The 15,071-nt window shown below is 42.9% G+C and carries 16 protein-coding genes; 15 read left to right on the top strand and 1 reads right to left on the bottom strand.

All coding sequences use genetic code 11. The annotated features are described in order from the left end of the window. Positions 1–34 precede the first annotated feature (34 nt). The 7 genes from ACXADT_RS15085 to spoVM all read left to right on the top strand — a co-directional run bounded on the left by ACXADT_RS15085 (position 35) and on the right by spoVM (position 5,774). A complete protein-coding gene (locus ACXADT_RS15085) occupies positions 35–787 on the top strand; it encodes a Stp1/IreP family PP2C-type Ser/Thr phosphatase (RefSeq protein ID WP_474812117.1) in 753 nt (250 codons plus the stop codon). Further along, the gene (gene pknB / locus ACXADT_RS15080) at positions 787–2,769 is read left to right on the top strand and encodes a Stk1 family PASTA domain-containing Ser/Thr kinase (RefSeq protein WP_474831776.1); all 1,983 of its coding nucleotides are present in this window, start codon (positions 787–789) and stop codon (positions 2,767–2,769) included. Before ACXADT_RS15085 ends, pknB begins: the two co-directional genes overlap by 1 nt. Before the next feature lie 10 nt (positions 2,770–2,779). Further along, positions 2,780–3,667: a ribosome small subunit-dependent GTPase A gene (gene rsgA, locus ACXADT_RS15075; protein ID WP_270181827.1), complete on the top strand. Its 888-nt coding sequence runs from the start codon at positions 2,780–2,782 to the stop codon at positions 3,665–3,667. 1 nt (position 3,668) lies between these two features. Then, the gene (rpe, locus tag ACXADT_RS15070) at positions 3,669–4,316 is read left to right on the top strand and encodes a ribulose-phosphate 3-epimerase (protein ID WP_474831774.1); all 648 of its coding nucleotides are present in this window, start codon (positions 3,669–3,671) and stop codon (positions 4,314–4,316) included. 65 nt (positions 4,317–4,381) lie between these two features. Further along, complete coding sequence (thiT, locus tag ACXADT_RS15065; protein ID WP_270181829.1) at positions 4,382–4,930, top strand: energy-coupled thiamine transporter ThiT; 549 nt, start codon at positions 4,382–4,384, stop codon at positions 4,928–4,930. Continuing rightward, positions 4,927–5,592, top strand: a complete 666-nt coding sequence (locus tag ACXADT_RS15060; RefSeq protein ID WP_270181830.1) for a thiamine diphosphokinase — start codon at positions 4,927–4,929, stop codon at positions 5,590–5,592. Before thiT ends, ACXADT_RS15060 begins: the two co-directional genes overlap by 4 nt. A gap of 98 nt (positions 5,593–5,690) precedes the next feature. After that, on the top strand, positions 5,691–5,774 hold the full coding sequence (gene spoVM / locus ACXADT_RS15055) for a stage V sporulation protein SpoVM (RefSeq protein WP_224882999.1): 84 nt from the start codon (positions 5,691–5,693) through the stop codon (positions 5,772–5,774). A gap of 404 nt (positions 5,775–6,178) precedes the next feature. On the opposite strand, the gene rpmB is transcribed toward spoVM, so the two are convergent. Further along, the gene (gene rpmB, locus ACXADT_RS15050; RefSeq protein ID WP_224883001.1) at positions 6,179–6,367 is read right to left on the bottom strand and encodes a 50S ribosomal protein L28; all 189 of its coding nucleotides are present in this window, start codon (positions 6,365–6,367) and stop codon (positions 6,179–6,181) included. A gap of 297 nt (positions 6,368–6,664) precedes the next feature. On the opposite strand from rpmB, the gene ACXADT_RS15045 reads away from it, so the two are divergent. The 8 genes from ACXADT_RS15045 (at position 6,665) to fabD (ending at position 15,070) form a co-directional block, all read left to right on the top strand. Further along, positions 6,665–7,027, top strand: coding sequence for an Asp23/Gls24 family envelope stress response protein (locus ACXADT_RS15045; RefSeq protein WP_224882043.1), 363 nt, complete (start codon positions 6,665–6,667; stop codon positions 7,025–7,027). A 22-nt stretch (positions 7,028–7,049) separates the two neighbouring features. Beyond that, on the top strand, positions 7,050–8,717 hold the full coding sequence (locus ACXADT_RS15040; protein WP_474831773.1) for a DAK2 domain-containing protein: 1,668 nt from the start codon (positions 7,050–7,052) through the stop codon (positions 8,715–8,717). A gap of 105 nt (positions 8,718–8,822) precedes the next feature. Next, positions 8,823–9,485, top strand: coding sequence for an L-serine ammonia-lyase, iron-sulfur-dependent subunit beta (gene sdaAB / locus ACXADT_RS15035; protein WP_474831771.1), 663 nt, complete (start codon positions 8,823–8,825; stop codon positions 9,483–9,485). Between the two features lie 20 nt (positions 9,486–9,505). Further along, positions 9,506–10,393, top strand: coding sequence for an L-serine ammonia-lyase, iron-sulfur-dependent, subunit alpha (sdaAA, locus tag ACXADT_RS15030; RefSeq protein ID WP_270181833.1), 888 nt, complete (start codon positions 9,506–9,508; stop codon positions 10,391–10,393). Between the two features lie 4 nt (positions 10,394–10,397). Continuing rightward, complete coding sequence (gene recG / locus ACXADT_RS15025) at positions 10,398–12,431, top strand: ATP-dependent DNA helicase RecG (RefSeq protein WP_474831770.1); 2,034 nt, start codon at positions 10,398–10,400, stop codon at positions 12,429–12,431. Between the two features lie 121 nt (positions 12,432–12,552). Next, complete coding sequence (gene fapR / locus ACXADT_RS15020) at positions 12,553–13,110, top strand: transcription factor FapR (RefSeq protein ID WP_270181835.1); 558 nt, start codon at positions 12,553–12,555, stop codon at positions 13,108–13,110. Positions 13,111–13,127: 17 nt separating this feature from the next. Beyond that, a complete protein-coding gene (plsX, locus tag ACXADT_RS15015) occupies positions 13,128–14,129 on the top strand; it encodes a phosphate acyltransferase PlsX (protein WP_474831768.1) in 1,002 nt (333 codons plus the stop codon). Continuing rightward, on the top strand, positions 14,129–15,070 hold the full coding sequence (fabD, locus tag ACXADT_RS15010; RefSeq protein WP_270181837.1) for an ACP S-malonyltransferase: 942 nt from the start codon (positions 14,129–14,131) through the stop codon (positions 15,068–15,070). The genes plsX and fabD overlap by 1 nt, the downstream gene beginning before the upstream one ends. Position 15,071 lies beyond the last annotated feature (1 nt).

Below are 15,071 nucleotides of genomic sequence, written 5' to 3'. Positions count from 1 at the left end.
GCGATAAAGTGGATTATAGAGACGGGGTGACCACATGCAAGCTGTAACATTGACAGACCGCGGACAGGTCAGAGCATACAATGAAGACAGTACCAGTGCTATTCAAAATAATCTTGGTGAGTACCTTGTAATCGTGGCAGATGGCATGGGAGGCCATAAAGCAGGAGATATTGCTAGTTCCATGGCAGTCGAATGCCTGCAAACAAACTGGAAAAAAGAGAAGGCTGGCTTTCGTCCGGGAAGAGCGGAAGCCTGGCTATTACATACGATTAAAGAAGCGAACGCAACGATACTGTCTTATTCAAACGACAACACAGAGTACGCTGGAATGGGAACAACGTTAGTTGCGGCAATTTGTACAGAAGAATTTATTACGATCGCACACGTTGGTGATAGCCGAGCATATCTGATTCAAGACGGTGAATTCAATCAGAAAACGAGCGATCATTCTCTAGTTAACGAGCTTGTGAAGAGCGGCCAATTATCTGAAGAAGAAGCGGAGGATCATCCAAGAAAGCACGTACTTCTGCGTGCTTTAGGTACAGAAGAAAAGGTTAAAGTCGATATCCATACATTCGAATGGACTGAGGGTGAAGTTGCATTGTTTTGTACGGATGGCTTAACAAACAAGCTGACAGATGAAACGCTGAAGGAGATCTTGTCATCAGGTATTTCACTTCAAGAGAAAGCGACAAAATTAGTTTTGCTCGCAAATGAAGCTGGTGGGGAAGATAACATCACCGTTGCAGTCATAGAGCATTCTATGTCTTCAGGAAGTGAAAGCTAATGATAGGAAAGCATATTAACGGCCGGTACAAATTGCTTGAGGTCATCGGTGATGGTGGTATGGCAATCGTGTATAAGGCTACGGATTTAATTCTAGATCGAATCGTAGCAGTTAAGTTACTGAGACCTGAATTCTCTAAGGATGATGAGTTCATCAAGCGATTTAGAAGAGAAGCAGAATCCGCAACGAGTCTTGATCATCCTAATATCGTCTCGATCTTTGATGTTGGTGAAGATGAAGATTACCATTACATCGTAATGGAGTACGTTGAAGGGAAAACGTTAAAGCAAAGTATTCGAGATCGTGGAGCCCTTCCGATTGTAGAAGCCATCGATATCATCAAGCAAATTGCTTCGGCGATCGAACACGCTCATGAAAATCAAATCATCCATCGTGACATCAAGCCTCATAATATTCTGATCAATGAATATGGCGAAGCAAAAGTCACAGACTTTGGAATCGCGATGGCCATGACATCCGCAACGATTACTCATACAAACTCTGTTCTCGGATCCGTTCATTATTTTTCACCAGAACAGGCGCGTGGAGGAGCGGCGACAGAACGTTCAGACATCTATTCTCTCGGCGTTGTCCTTTATGAAGTTGTGACTGGAGTTCTACCGTTTTCAGGTGACTCTCCTGTTTCGGTTGCGTTGAAGCATCTGCAGGATCGCTTTCCTAAACCAAGTTTGATCAACACCTCTTTACCGAAAAATGTTGAGCAAATCATTCTGAAAGCGATGGCGAAAGAACCTCACCAGCGTTATGAGAATGCTCAGGAACTATACGATGCGTTAGATAACGCACTGGATCCTACTAAGGTGTATGATGCACCTGTAGTTTCAGACGATGATGAGGCTACAAAGGTGCTTAGTCCTGTTGTTCCAACTGATGCTTCCGAGAGTAAACCTGAGAAAGCAGAAGTTGAAACAGAATCTGACAAAGAGAAACAGGATAAACCTCCTAAAAACAAAAAGAAGAAGAAAGCAGGTAAAATCGTAACGATTGTTTTCCTGATTCTACTCTTGTTAGGTGGTGCTGGTGCACTTGCATTCATTTTTATGCCGGATCTATTTTACGTACCTGACGTCGAAGTACCTGATGTGTCTGGAATGACGTATGAAGATGCTCGAACCGCTTTGATCGAAAGCAACCTTGCTGTTGTGAAGGAAGAACAGTTTAACGAGTCTATTGAGGAAGATGATGTCATCAGTCAAGACCCAAGTTCTGGCTCGATGGTTAAAGAGAATAGTAAGGTGACCCTATATGTAAGCAAAGGTGCAGAGAAGACGGAGCTTCCGAATTTCATAGGTAAGACGCAGAGTGAAGTGGAAGCAGACCTTGATTCTAAAGGATTCGAAAACGTGAAGTTCGAAGGAGAGTATCGTGACGAACCTAAGGGGGAAATCTATGACCAGAGTCCAGAAGCTGGTAAGATGGTTCTCCCGACAGAAGATCGAATCGTGATCTGGTACAGTCAAGGACCAGAGCCTGTTTTATTACCAGACTTAACGAACAAAACGAAAGAAGAAGTAGAAGCGTTCGCTAACGATGAAGGCCTAAAGGTTGCTTATAATGAAGCAGCTTTCAGCGATTCAGTCAAGGAAGGTCTCGTGATGGATCAGTCGCCTAATACGGCAACGAGAATCGATAAGGGACAAACGGTTACTGTAACGCTTTCTAAAGGTCCAGAACCAGAACCTGAACCGGAGCCAGAAGAAGAACGAATTGTTTTTACTGAAGAAGTAAAAGTAGACGTTAAGGATAAGGAAAAGCATCCAATTGAGATCATCTATCGTGACTCTAAGACAGAGAACGGTGAAATCGTTGAAGATATTGACAAATCGAGCAAATTTGAGTTTGAACTGACGATCGATCCAGGAGACTATGCGTCGTATAAAGTCTTTGATAATGGTGAAGAAATTGAGTCGAAGACGATTACCTATGATCAAGCAAAACAAAAATACGGAAAAAACGAGTAAGGAGTCCTACATGGCAGATGGAAGAATTATTAAAGCTTTAAGTGGCTTTTATTACGTGCAGGATGAAGTGAATAAAGAAATCTATCAATGCAGGGGCAGAGGGAATTTTAGAAAGCGAAAGATCACCCCTTTAGTTGGAGATAACGTTGTCTATGAAGCGGAGAATAAAACAGATGGTTATATTCTAGAAGTAAAGAAAAGAGAAAATGAATTAGTACGTCCACCGATTGCTAATATCGATCAGGCTTTTCTCGTTTTTTCAGCTACTCAACCTACGTTCAATACACAGCTGCTTGATAAGTTTCTTGTTCATATCGAAGCGAGTGATATAAAGCCAGTCATCTGCATCACAAAAATGGATCTTGTTTCAGAATCAGAAGAAGAAATCATACACAATTATAGCAAGGACTATAGTGAGGTGGGGTATGAAGTACTGATGAATTCTGCACAGAGTTTGTCTGGAATATCTGAGATCGAGGAGCATTTTTATGATAATGTCACTGTATTCGCAGGACAATCAGGAGTTGGGAAGTCCTCACTACTCAATGCGATCAATCCAGATTTAGACTTAGATACTAGCGATATTTCAACACATTTGGGACGAGGAAAACATACGACTCGTCATGTTGAATTAATTCCGTTTGGATCTGGATTAGTCGCTGACACACCTGGCTTTAGTTCTCTTGATTTCAGGGGCATAGAGGCAGATGATTTATGGCTTTACTTTCCTGAAATTAGAGAAAAAACGAACGAATGTAAATTTAGAGGCTGCACCCATATGAAAGAACCTGGATGTGCGGTTAAAGCAGCTGTAGATGAAGGTGAGATAAAGGCGTACAGATACGACCATTATTCATCGTTCTTCACAGAGATTAAGGACCAAAAACGGAGGTATTAATATGATAAAGATCGCACCATCAATCCTCTCAAGCGACTTCGCAAGACTTGGAGAAGAAGTGAAGGATGTTGAAGCGTGTGGAGCTGATTATATTCACGTAGACGTGATGGATGGACATTTCGTACCAAACATTACGATTGGAGCACCGATCGTTCGAGCTCTTCGTCCTGTTACGAACTTACCGCTCGACGTGCACCTAATGATTGAAAACCCAGATCACTACATCGAAGAGTTCGCAGATGCAGGGGCAGATATCCTGACTGTTCACGCAGAGGCATGTCCTCATTTACATCGTACGATTCAGTTGATCAAGAGCAAAGGTGTTAAAGCAGGCGTCGTCATCAATCCTGCAACACCAGTCGATGCGATCAAACATGTGATCGAAGATGTTGACCTTGTTCTTCTCATGACCGTGAATCCAGGGTTTGGTGGACAGGCTTTCATCGAAAGAGTGGTTCCAAAAATTGCTGAAGTAAAAAAACTAGCGGATGATTTGGGTGTATCGCCTGAAATTGAAGTGGACGGCGGAGTCAACAAAGAGACAGCTAGAAAATGTATCGAAGCAGGTGCTACGGTACTTGTGGCAGGATCAGCGGTTTACAATATGGAAGATCGTAAATCAGCAATCGAAAGCCTTCGTCAATCTTAAAACAGCCGGGCGACACGCCCGCTGTTTTTTTGTAAAGTGAAATTATTGTTTAGGAGTAGATGATTATGAATAACAATCGCCTTGTTTTACTTCTTGAAATCGCCCTCATGGCAGGTATTGGGGTGATATTGGATTTATTCTCTATCCGATTATGGCCCAATGGTGGTTCGGTTTCTCTAGCGATGGTACCGATCTTCTTAATTGCCTTTCGGAGAGGGATCGGCCCTGGAATTGTCACTGGCTTGTTAGTGGGCATCCTACAGCCGCTTCTTGTCGCACCGTTTTATGTTCATCCGGTACAATTTTTACTAGATTATCCGGTTGGATTCATGGTAGTAGGTCTAGCGGGACTGTTTAGTGTTTCACAAGATGCTTCAAAAAAGAAACGGATCACGATGATTGCGATCGGCTGCTTTCTCGGAGCATTGTTCCGATTAGTTTCTCATTTTACTTCGGGTGTTATCTGGTTCGGTGATATGGCGCCAGAAGGTACTCCTGTCGCGCTGTACTCGTTTTTATATAATGCTTCTTATCTCTTTCCGGCAGCAGCCGTTTCGATTATTGTGTTAGCTTTACTATCATCAACTTCTCCGAAGATGGTTCATCGCCCATGACGAATGAAGCTATCTATCTTGTAGCAAGTGGACCAGTTTCTGATTTGCCTCAAAATCTACTAAAAGATAAGCGGGGTGTGCAATGGGTAGGTGTTGACCGGGGAGTGTATACGCTATTGAAGCATGGCATCACTCCTTCTCAGGGGTTTGGGGATTTTGACTCTGTCACGCCTGAAGAAAGAGAGTGGATCGAAACGCATAATCTGTCATTTCATGTGTATCCATCAGAAAAAGATCATACCGATCTTGAGTTAGCACTCGACTGGGCGATCGACCAACGACCGAGTGAAATCATCATGTATGGGGTCACAGGGGGAAGACTTGATCATAGCTGGATGAACGTGCAGATGTTGATAAAAGGGTTGAAGAGTGGCGTAAGTGTAAAGCTAGAAGATCGACAGAATCGGCTTCAGTTAAAAGGACCAGGCCATTATTCTATAGAGAATGATGCGCGATATCCATATGCTTCGTTCTTATCGTATACACCCGAAGTAAAGGGGTTAACGTTAGAAGGCTTTAAATTCCCTCTTACGGATAAAAAGTTGGAATGGGGATCCAGTTTATGCATAAGTAATGAATTGGTCGAGGAAAATGGGTCTTATTCATTTACTGAAGGCATACTTATGGTGGTAAGAAGTTCGGACGCCGAACATCAGGATTAGGGTATATTTTATTTTCGGCGAATATAATAGTAAAGAATATTATGATCTCATATTGTTTTATCCTGGTCTCCATTTTTGACTTTTGAGGAGGGGGAAGTATGAAGTTCTATACGATTAAACTACCTAAGTTTCTCGGTGGGTTTGTAAGGGCGATTCTTGGATCTCTTCGTAAAAATGAATAGCACGAAAAAAAGCACCTGATCCCGGGTGCTTTTTTGTGTAAGCATGTTAAGGATCTAGTTGATCTGGTCCCTATGCCGTAGGAGTTTAAATACCTCTTGCTTTCCTGTGGACGAACGTCCGAGCCTCAAAGCGGACAAAGAGCCGTCCACTCTGAGTCTCGAACGCCCGTTGGACCACGGGAGTCAAGAGGTATTCACTCCTACTAGAATACAATCAATCAAAGTTAAACTTTCCGACCTATTATGCTACATAACTTTTCAGCTCGTCAAGGTGATTATTATTGGTTTAATCCTTCATATTAGCGCAGATTGGAGCGTAAATGATCACTATTTTGTTGGATGATCATTCAGTAGCCTTTTAACATAAAAAAGCACCCGCTAGCGGGTGCTTTTTCGTGTGTCAATTATACGCGTTCTACTTTCCCAGATTTAAGGGCACGAGCAGAAACATATACTTTTTTCGGTTTACCATCAACCATGATACGTACCTTTTGAAGGTTTGCACCAAATTTACGTTTTGTTGTATTCAACGCGTGAGAACGCTTGTTACCAAACGCAGTCTTTTTGCCAGTGATTGCACATTTAGCCATTATTTCAACCTCCTTACTGTCCTACATTGCACAAGAAGTGCAGGATAAATCCTCCACTATAGTATCACGTAGGTATAGTGAATGCAAGACAAACAACAGGGTTATCAAGAAAAAAACTTAACAGCTAAAAGTGATGATACGAGTGTTTTACAAGGATGAACTTTTAAATTCACTAATATTGTAGTAAAATAACTATTAGCTCTAAATGAGATGTATTTAATTTATTTTAGCATCAAGAGTTAGTAATGAAGATAGAATGGAACATTGGTCAGCACCCAAATCGCTAAGGGAGGAACAAATATGTCAATTGAAATGAAAACCCAATACGGACAAATCGATATTTCTACTGAGGTAGTAGCTGCAATTGCAGGTGGCGCAGCGATAGATTGTTATGGTATCGTAGGTATGGCTTCTCAGAAGCAACTTAAAGACGGTATTACAGAATTGTTGGGAAAAGATAACTTTAGCAGAGGGATAGTAGTTCGCAGAGAAGAAGAAGAACTCAATATCGATATGTATATTATTGTGAGCTATGGTACAAAAATTTCGGAAGTTGCTCATAACGTTCAAACAAAAGTAAAGTACCAGCTTGACCAAATGCTCGGACTATCTGTAGATTCTGTAAACATCTACGTACAAGGGGTCAGAGTAACGAACCCTTAAGTGGAGTTAGGAGGAACAGTCTGTGACAATTAAGAGGATTGACGGTAAGCGGTTTGCGCATATGGTTATTGAAGGTGCAAACAACCTATCTAAAAATGCAAAAATGGTTGATGCATTAAACGTATTCCCTGTACCAGACGGAGATACAGGAACCAATATGAACCTAACCATTACTTCAGGTGCAAACGAGGTTAAGAAAAGCAGCTCAGAGAAAGTAGGAGATGTAGCATCTCTATTTGCACGAGGACTATTAATGGGTGCGCGAGGAAACTCTGGAGTAATTCTTTCACAGTTATTCAGAGGGTTTTCTAAAGCGATCGATACAAAGAGTGAAATTGGAACAGTAGACTTTGCTGCTGCTTTAGACAACGGCGTTGAGTCAGCTTATAAAGCGGTTATGAAGCCTGTTGAAGGTACGATTCTAACTGTAGCAAAAGACGCTGCGAAGAAAGCTGTAAAGTCAGCAAAGCAAACGGAAGATATGATCGAGTTTATGCAAATCGTTGTAAAGGAAGCGAAAGCCTCCCTTCAACGTACGCCTGATTTACTTCCAGTTCTAAAAGAAGTTGGGGTTGTAGACTCCGGTGGACAAGGTTTACTCGTGATCTATGAAGGGTTTCTTGCCGTGCTTGAAGGCAAAGAAGCACCTGATGTGTCACTCGAAGAAGAAAAGATGGATGAATTGGTTCGCGCTGAGCATCATAAAGGTGCACAAGGACATATGAAGACAGAAGATATCGAATTTGGATATTGTACTGAATTCATGGTTCAACTTGAGGATGCGAAGCTTAAACAATCTCCGTATGATGAAGAATCGTTTCGAAATGAACTAGACAAGCACGGGGACTCACTTCTCGTGATATCTGATGACGACCTTGTCAAAGTACATATGCATACTGAATACCCTGGTAATATCATGACATATGCACAGAATTTCGGAAGTTTGATCAAAATTAAGATTGAGAATATGCGTGAGCAGCATTCGACGATCCTTAACGAAGAAAAAGCTTCTAAGCCAGCTGCTGCTGAAAAGAAGAAGTATGGGATCATCACCGTTTCGATGGGTGATGGGATCGCTGACCTATTCAAGAGTTTGGGCGCGAGCTACGTGATCTCTGGTGGTCAAACGATGAACCCGAGCACAGAGGACATCGTGAAAGCGATCGAGGAAGTGAATGCCGAGAATATCATCATCCTTCCGAATAACAGCAACATCGTCATGACAGCAGAGCAAGCAGCATCCGTAGTTGAAGAAAATGTTGTTGTCATTCCTTCTAAAACTGTTCCGCAAGGGATCGCTAGCTTACTCGGATTTAATCCTTCGGTAGAAATCGAGGAAAATGGTACGGCGATGAAAGCAAGCATGTCTGAAGTGAAATCAGGTCAAGTTACGTTCGCTGTTCGTGACACTCAAATCGATGGCGTTTCAATCGCAAAAGATGATTTCATGGGGATTTCTGATGGGAAAATCGTAGTCTCTGAATCATCTCGATTCGATGTAGCGAAAGCTCTATTAGAATCCATGATCGGCGAAGATGATGAGATCATCACGATCATCTATGGTGAAGATGCAGACAAAGAAGAAGCAGAAAAGCTCGTTTCCTTTATAGAAGAGCAGTTCGAAGAAGTTGAAGTTGAACTCCATGAAGGAAAGCAACCGATCTATCCGTATATTGTTTCGGTCGAGTAGCATTTAAATAAAGCAGAAAAAGAAACGTGGCACATGCCAGGTTTTCTTTTTCTGCCATTAACAAATAGTGTTCATTAGGTGTAGATAACGAAAGGTGGAGTCGATGTGAAGTTTCGCAGTGTCTTTGATATTATCGGTCCAGTAATGATCGGCCCTTCAAGTTCACATACAGCAGGTGCAGCAAGAATCGGACGAGTAGCTAGACATCTATTTGGTCGGGAGCCACAAAGCATCACGATTTCTTTGTATGGTTCATTTGCAAAAACATACAAAGGACATGGAACTGATGTGGCGCTAGTGGGTGGTGTCCTAGATTTTGACACGTTCGATGAACGAATTGTGAATGCGCTTACATTAGCGAAAGAGAAAAAGATAAAGGTAAGGTTCATTGAGGAAGATGCTGTTACTGATCATCCGAACACAGCTAGGGTGCACTTGAAAGACGATAATGGTGAGCTGGAACTAGTAGGGATCTCAATCGGTGGCGGTAAGATGGAAGTGATCGAATTAAATGGCTTTGCACTTGGTTTGTCTGGAAACAGTCCAGCTATCCTTGTTGTTCATAATGATCGGTTCGGTGCGATCGCAGGAGTATCGAACTTACTAGCGAAGCATGAAATCAATATTGGACACATGAACGTTTCGAGGAAAGAAAAAGGGAAAGAAGCCCTCATGACGATAGAGGTTGATCAAAACATTCCTCAGGTAGTGCTCGATGAAGTCGAATCACTTCCAAACATTCTTCAAGTTGCAAAAATCAGTGAATAACGAATAGAGGAGGAATCGCTATGTTTCGTAATGTAGCAGAACTAGTTGAGCTAGCACAATCAAGAAATGTGCCAATCTCAGAAATTATGATCGAACAAGAAATGGAAGTTAGGGGTTCGACTCGTGAACAAGTCGTAGGTCAAATGGAAAGGAACCTTGAGGTGATGGAGCAAGCTGTAGAGCGTGGTATTACAGAAGACGTTCGGTCTCACTCTGGTTTAACGGGTGGAGATGCTGTCCTGCTTCAAACTTACTTAAAATCCGGAAAATCCCTTTCTGGTGAAACGATGCTCGATGCAGTTAGTAAAGCGATGGCAACAAACGAAGTAAATGCAGCGATGGGTACGATTTGCGCAACGCCAACGGCTGGTTCAGCAGGGGTTGTTCCTGGAACATTGTTTGCGATCAGAGAAAAGGTGAATCCAACAAGAGAACAAATGGTGAACTACCTCTTCACATCAGGAGCTTTCGGATTCGTTGTTGCGAACAATGCTTCCATTTCAGGGGCTGCAGGTGGATGTCAAGCGGAGGTTGGTTCAGCTACAGGTATGGCTGCAGCTGCAATCGTTGAACTTATGGGTGGAACACCTGAACAGTCTTCACACGCTTTTGCAATCGCGCTTAAAAATATGCTTGGGTTAGTATGCGACCCAGTTGCTGGTCTTGTAGAAGTTCCTTGTGTAAAGAGAAATGCAATGGGTGCATCGAATGCTCTCGTAGCAGCAGATATGTCACTAGCAGGAATAACAAGCCGGATTCCTTGTGATGAAGTGATCGATGCAATGTATAAGATCGGTCAAACGATGCCATCTGCTTTACGTGAAACAGCGCAAGGAGGTCTTGCAGCAACACCGACTGGACGAGAATTAGAAGCCAGGATCTTTGGAGTATCCCTGGATAAGAAATGAGTGAATGAAGGTGACTGAACTCACGAAAATCAAAGGAATAGGTGATGAAAAAGCTGCTTCTCTATCATCGATCGGAATCAATAACATATCGGATTTAATAGAATATTTTCCTTTTCGATATGAAGACTATGAACTGAAAGATTTAGCAGATGTTAAGCATGAGGAGCGAGCTACACTCGAAGGAAAGGTTCACAGTGAGCCTGTCGTTCGCTACTATGGAAAGAAAAAGTCTAGACTGTCTGTAAGGCTGTTAGTGGGAAGATTCCTCATTACAGCCGTTTTTTTTAATCGTGCTTTTCTTAAAAAGCAGTTCTCACTTGGGCAGACGGTCACCGTAACTGGGAAGTGGGACCAACATAAGATGACCTTATCGGCTTCTGAGATTACTTTCTCGACTCACGACCCGGATGGTACGATCGAGCCTGTGTATCCAGTAGGTGGAGACATAACAGTGAAAGCGATCAAGCGCTACATTCAGCTTGCTTTAAAACAATTTGCAGGTGAAATCGACGAGACGCTCCCCCCTCAAATGCTAGAGCGGTACAAGCTGATGAATAGAAGAGAAGCGATCGAGACGATGCATGCACCACAATCGCACGATCATTTAAAGCAGGCGAGAAGAAGGTTCGTCTACGAGGAGCTGCTGCAATTTCAACTGAAGATGCAGCTGTTTCGAAAGAGGGAGAGAGAAAACACGAAGGGATCTTCTCACCATTATAGTCGAAAGGATCTGGAGGGATTTATTAAGAGTCTTCCGTTTCCTCTAACAGGAGCACAAGATAGAGTGGTAGAAGAAATCTTGAACGACATGGAAAGCCCGTATCGCATGAATCGGTTGCTTCAAGGGGACGTAGGTTCAGGTAAAACGGTCGTAGCGGCGATCGGACTTTTTGCTACGTACCTCTCAGGGAATCAAGGTGCTTTGATGGTACCAACAGAAATTCTTGCGGAGCAGCATTTTGAATCATTTGAAGACCTTTTAGGAGACAGGCTGAACGTAGAGCTGTTAACTGGTTCGATAAAAGGCAAGAAACGGAGAGAGCTTCTTGAACGGTTGGCAAGTGGAGAAATCGATTTGTTGATCGGTACTCATGCGCTCATTCAGGATGAAGTTGTTTTTAAGCATCTTGGTTTAGTCATTACCGATGAGCAGCACCGCTTTGGTGTTATGCAGAGGAGGGTGCTAAAAGAAAAAGGTTTGACCCCAGATGTGCTTTACATGACAGCGACACCGATCCCTCGAACGCTCGCCATCTCTGTATTTGGTGATATGGATGTGTCGACGATCGATGAGATGCCTGCTGGCAGAAAGCCGATCGAAACGTATTGGGCTAAGCCAGATATGCTCTCAAGAGTGCTTGACTTTGTAACGAAAGAGCTTGATCAAGGCCGTCAAGGGTACGTCATTTGTCCTCTTATTGAAGAGTCAGAGAAACTGGATGTCCAAAATGCAATCGATGTTCATGCTCAAATGCAAACCGCACTGCCTAACTATCAAGTTGGATTGATGCATGGAAGACTAAGTTCTGATGAAAAGGAAGCCGTAATGGAAGCCTACAGCCGAAATGACGTTCAGCTATTGGTATCGACAACGGTTGTCGAAGTCGGCGTAAACGTACCGAACGCGACGATCATGGTCATTTATGATGCCGAGCGTTTTGGGTTAGCGCAGCTTCATCAGCTACGAGGTCGAGTAGGACGAGGGAGCAATCAGTCCTACTGTATTTTACTTGCTGATCCTAAATCCGAAGTCGGGAAGGAACGCATGCAGATCATGACAGAATCGAACGATGGCTTTGTGCTATCACAGCGGGACCTCGAGCTTCGTGGCCCAGGAGATTTCTTTGGAAGAAAACAAAGTGGTTTGCCGGAGTTCAAAGTTGCCGATCTTGTCCACGACTATCGCGTCCTTGAAGTTGCACGTCAAGACGCTTCAGCACTCGTTGAATCTACGGCGTTTTGGGAAGATAACGCTTATCGTCGCCTTAGAACCTATTTATCAAACGAAGGGGTTTTAAGTGGCGAAAAGCTTGATTAGCTTGCAAAATTGCGCCTTACATTATATACTACGTTTTAGGACCTAGTCATAAGACTGAGATAAAGAGGATCATAGGATCCTCTTTATCCGTTTATTAATGCTAGATAGGCGGCGGTAGAGAGTGAAGAGGAGTAAGAGAGAACGTCAAACGTTATTAAAAGAGACAATCGAAAAAACACCTTTTATAACCGATGAGGAACTTGCAGATAAATTTAACGTGAGCATTCAAACAATCAGATTAGATCGCCTTGAACTATCTATTCCAGAATTACGGGAGCGGATCAAATATGTTGCCCAGCAGCAGTTTGATGAGGTGAAAGCTCTCCCGATGGAAGAAGTGATCGGTCAAGTCATCGACCTACAGCTAGATGAAAATGCGATTTCAATCCTAGATATCCGACCAGAACATGTTTTTTCTAGAAATAATATCGCTCGAGGGCATCATCTTTTCGCACAAGCGAATTCTTTAGCGGTTGCGATTATCAATGATGAGCTTGCCTTAACTGCAAAAGCGAATATTCGTTTTTCAAGACAGGTTAAGGAAGGCGAACGAGTGATAGCTAAAGCAAATGTTACCGACAATAGTAAAGGAAGAACAACGGTCGAGGTCAATAGCTTTGTTCAGAATGAAAACGTATTTTCGGGTGAGTTTGTGATGTATCGCTCTACTAAACCTTGAAAGGAAGCTGAACTAACATGAGACTTGCAATAGATGCGATGGGTGGGGACAATGCTCCTAAAGCGATCATTGATGGAGTTTATGAAGCCTTAGAAACATATAAAGATCTTTCAGTAACCATCGTAGGAGACGAAAATCAAATCAACCCCTTACTATCTGGGAGTAAAGAGCGAATAACAGTACTACATACGGATGAATACATATCGTCAGAAGATCAGCCAGTACGTGCAGCAAGAAGAAAGAAGAAAGCGTCGATGGTACTCGCTGTTAACGAAGTTAAAGAAGGTCGAGCGGATGCTTGTATTTCTGCAGGAAATACAGGAGCACTCATGGCAGCCGGTTTGCTCTATGTAGGACGGATCGAGGGGATCGAAAGGCCAGGCCTTGCTCCAACCCTTCCGACGATCGATGAAAAAGGTTTTCTTTTACTTGATGTTGGTGCGAATATGGACGCAAAGCCTGAGCACTTGCTTCAATATGCACAGATGGGTGCTGTTTATGCAGAGAAAGTTCGTGGAATCGACTCTCCTCGCATCGGCTTATTAAACATCGGTACAGAAGAAGGTAAAGGGAATGAAGTTAGTAAACAAGCATTCACATTGTTACAAGAAAGTGGTTTAAATTTTGTTGGGAACGTTGAATCACGAGATATATTGAGCAATGCAGCGGATGTCGTCGTATGCGACGGATTTTCCGGAAATTTAGTACTAAAAACGATCGAAGGAACCGCACTTACGATGTTTACAATGCTTAAAGAAGAGCTCACAAGTTCTTTCACTAGTAAAGTAGCTGCTGGAGTGCTAAAGCCTAAGTTGAAGAATTTAAAAAACAAGCTTGACTACTCTGAGTACGGTGGGGCTGGATTGTTTGGCTTACGAGCTCCAGTTATTAAAGCTCATGGCTCCTCAAACGGGCGTGCTGTTTTCAGTGCAATAAGACAAGCTAGAATGATGGTAACAGGAAATGTCGTAACTGAAATCAAAACTTCTCTTGAAGAGAAGCAGGAAGGAGATCAGTAATGGGAAAAACAGCGTTTTTATTTCCGGGTCAAGGTTCACAAGCGGTAGGAATGGGGAAAGATTTTATCGAAGTTTATTCTGCTTCAGAAAAGATTTTCAGCGAAGCGGATAACCGTCTCGACTACGACCTTACGAAACTAATCATGAACGGTCCGATCGAAACCCTTACAAAAACAGAAAACACACAGCCAGCTCTCGTAACAACGAGTGTAGCAGTTTTAGAAGCGCTTAGAGAAAAAGGGATTACGCCAGATTACACCGCTGGACATAGTCTCGGTGAATACTCTGCACTAGTTGCTTCTGGTTCTATGTCGTTTTCTGATGCTGTCTATGCGGTTAGAAATCGAGGTCTTTACATGGAGGAAGCTGTTCCTGCAGGTGAAGGAGCGATGGCAGCGATCATGGGCATGGACCGTGACGAACTTCAAAAGATCGTAGATGATGTGTCTGAATCGACTGACACTGTTCAGCTAGCCAACTTGAATAGCCCTGGTCAAATCGTTATTTCAGGTGCAAAAGCCGGAGTTGAAAAAGCGTCTGAAGTCGCGAAGGAAAATGGCGCGAGAAGGGTTATCCCTCTACAAGTCAGCGGACCATTTCATTCAAGCTTAATGAAGCCGGCAGCTGAAAAGATGTCTGCAATCTTAGATTCCATCACGATTTCTGATGCTACAGTGCCAGTGATCGCAAACGTATCAGCAGAACCTTCTACATCAGCTGAAGAGATCAAGAGCAACTTGCTTCAACAGATTTATTCACCTGTTCTATTTGAAGATACGATTCGTAAACTGATGGATCTCGGTGTTGATCGATTTATCGAAGTAGGACCAGGAAATGTTCTTTCAGGATTAGTTAAGAAAGTAAACCGACGTGCATTTGTTCATGCGGTGAGTACACCTGAACAACTTGATCAACTAATGGAAAAGCTAGGGGAGGAATAAT

It is taken from the genome of Anaerobacillus sp. ABR4_321 (genome assembly GCF_056158505.1).
Note: the sequence above shows the minus strand (reverse complement) of the source record. Positions and strands in the feature narration are given on the sequence as shown.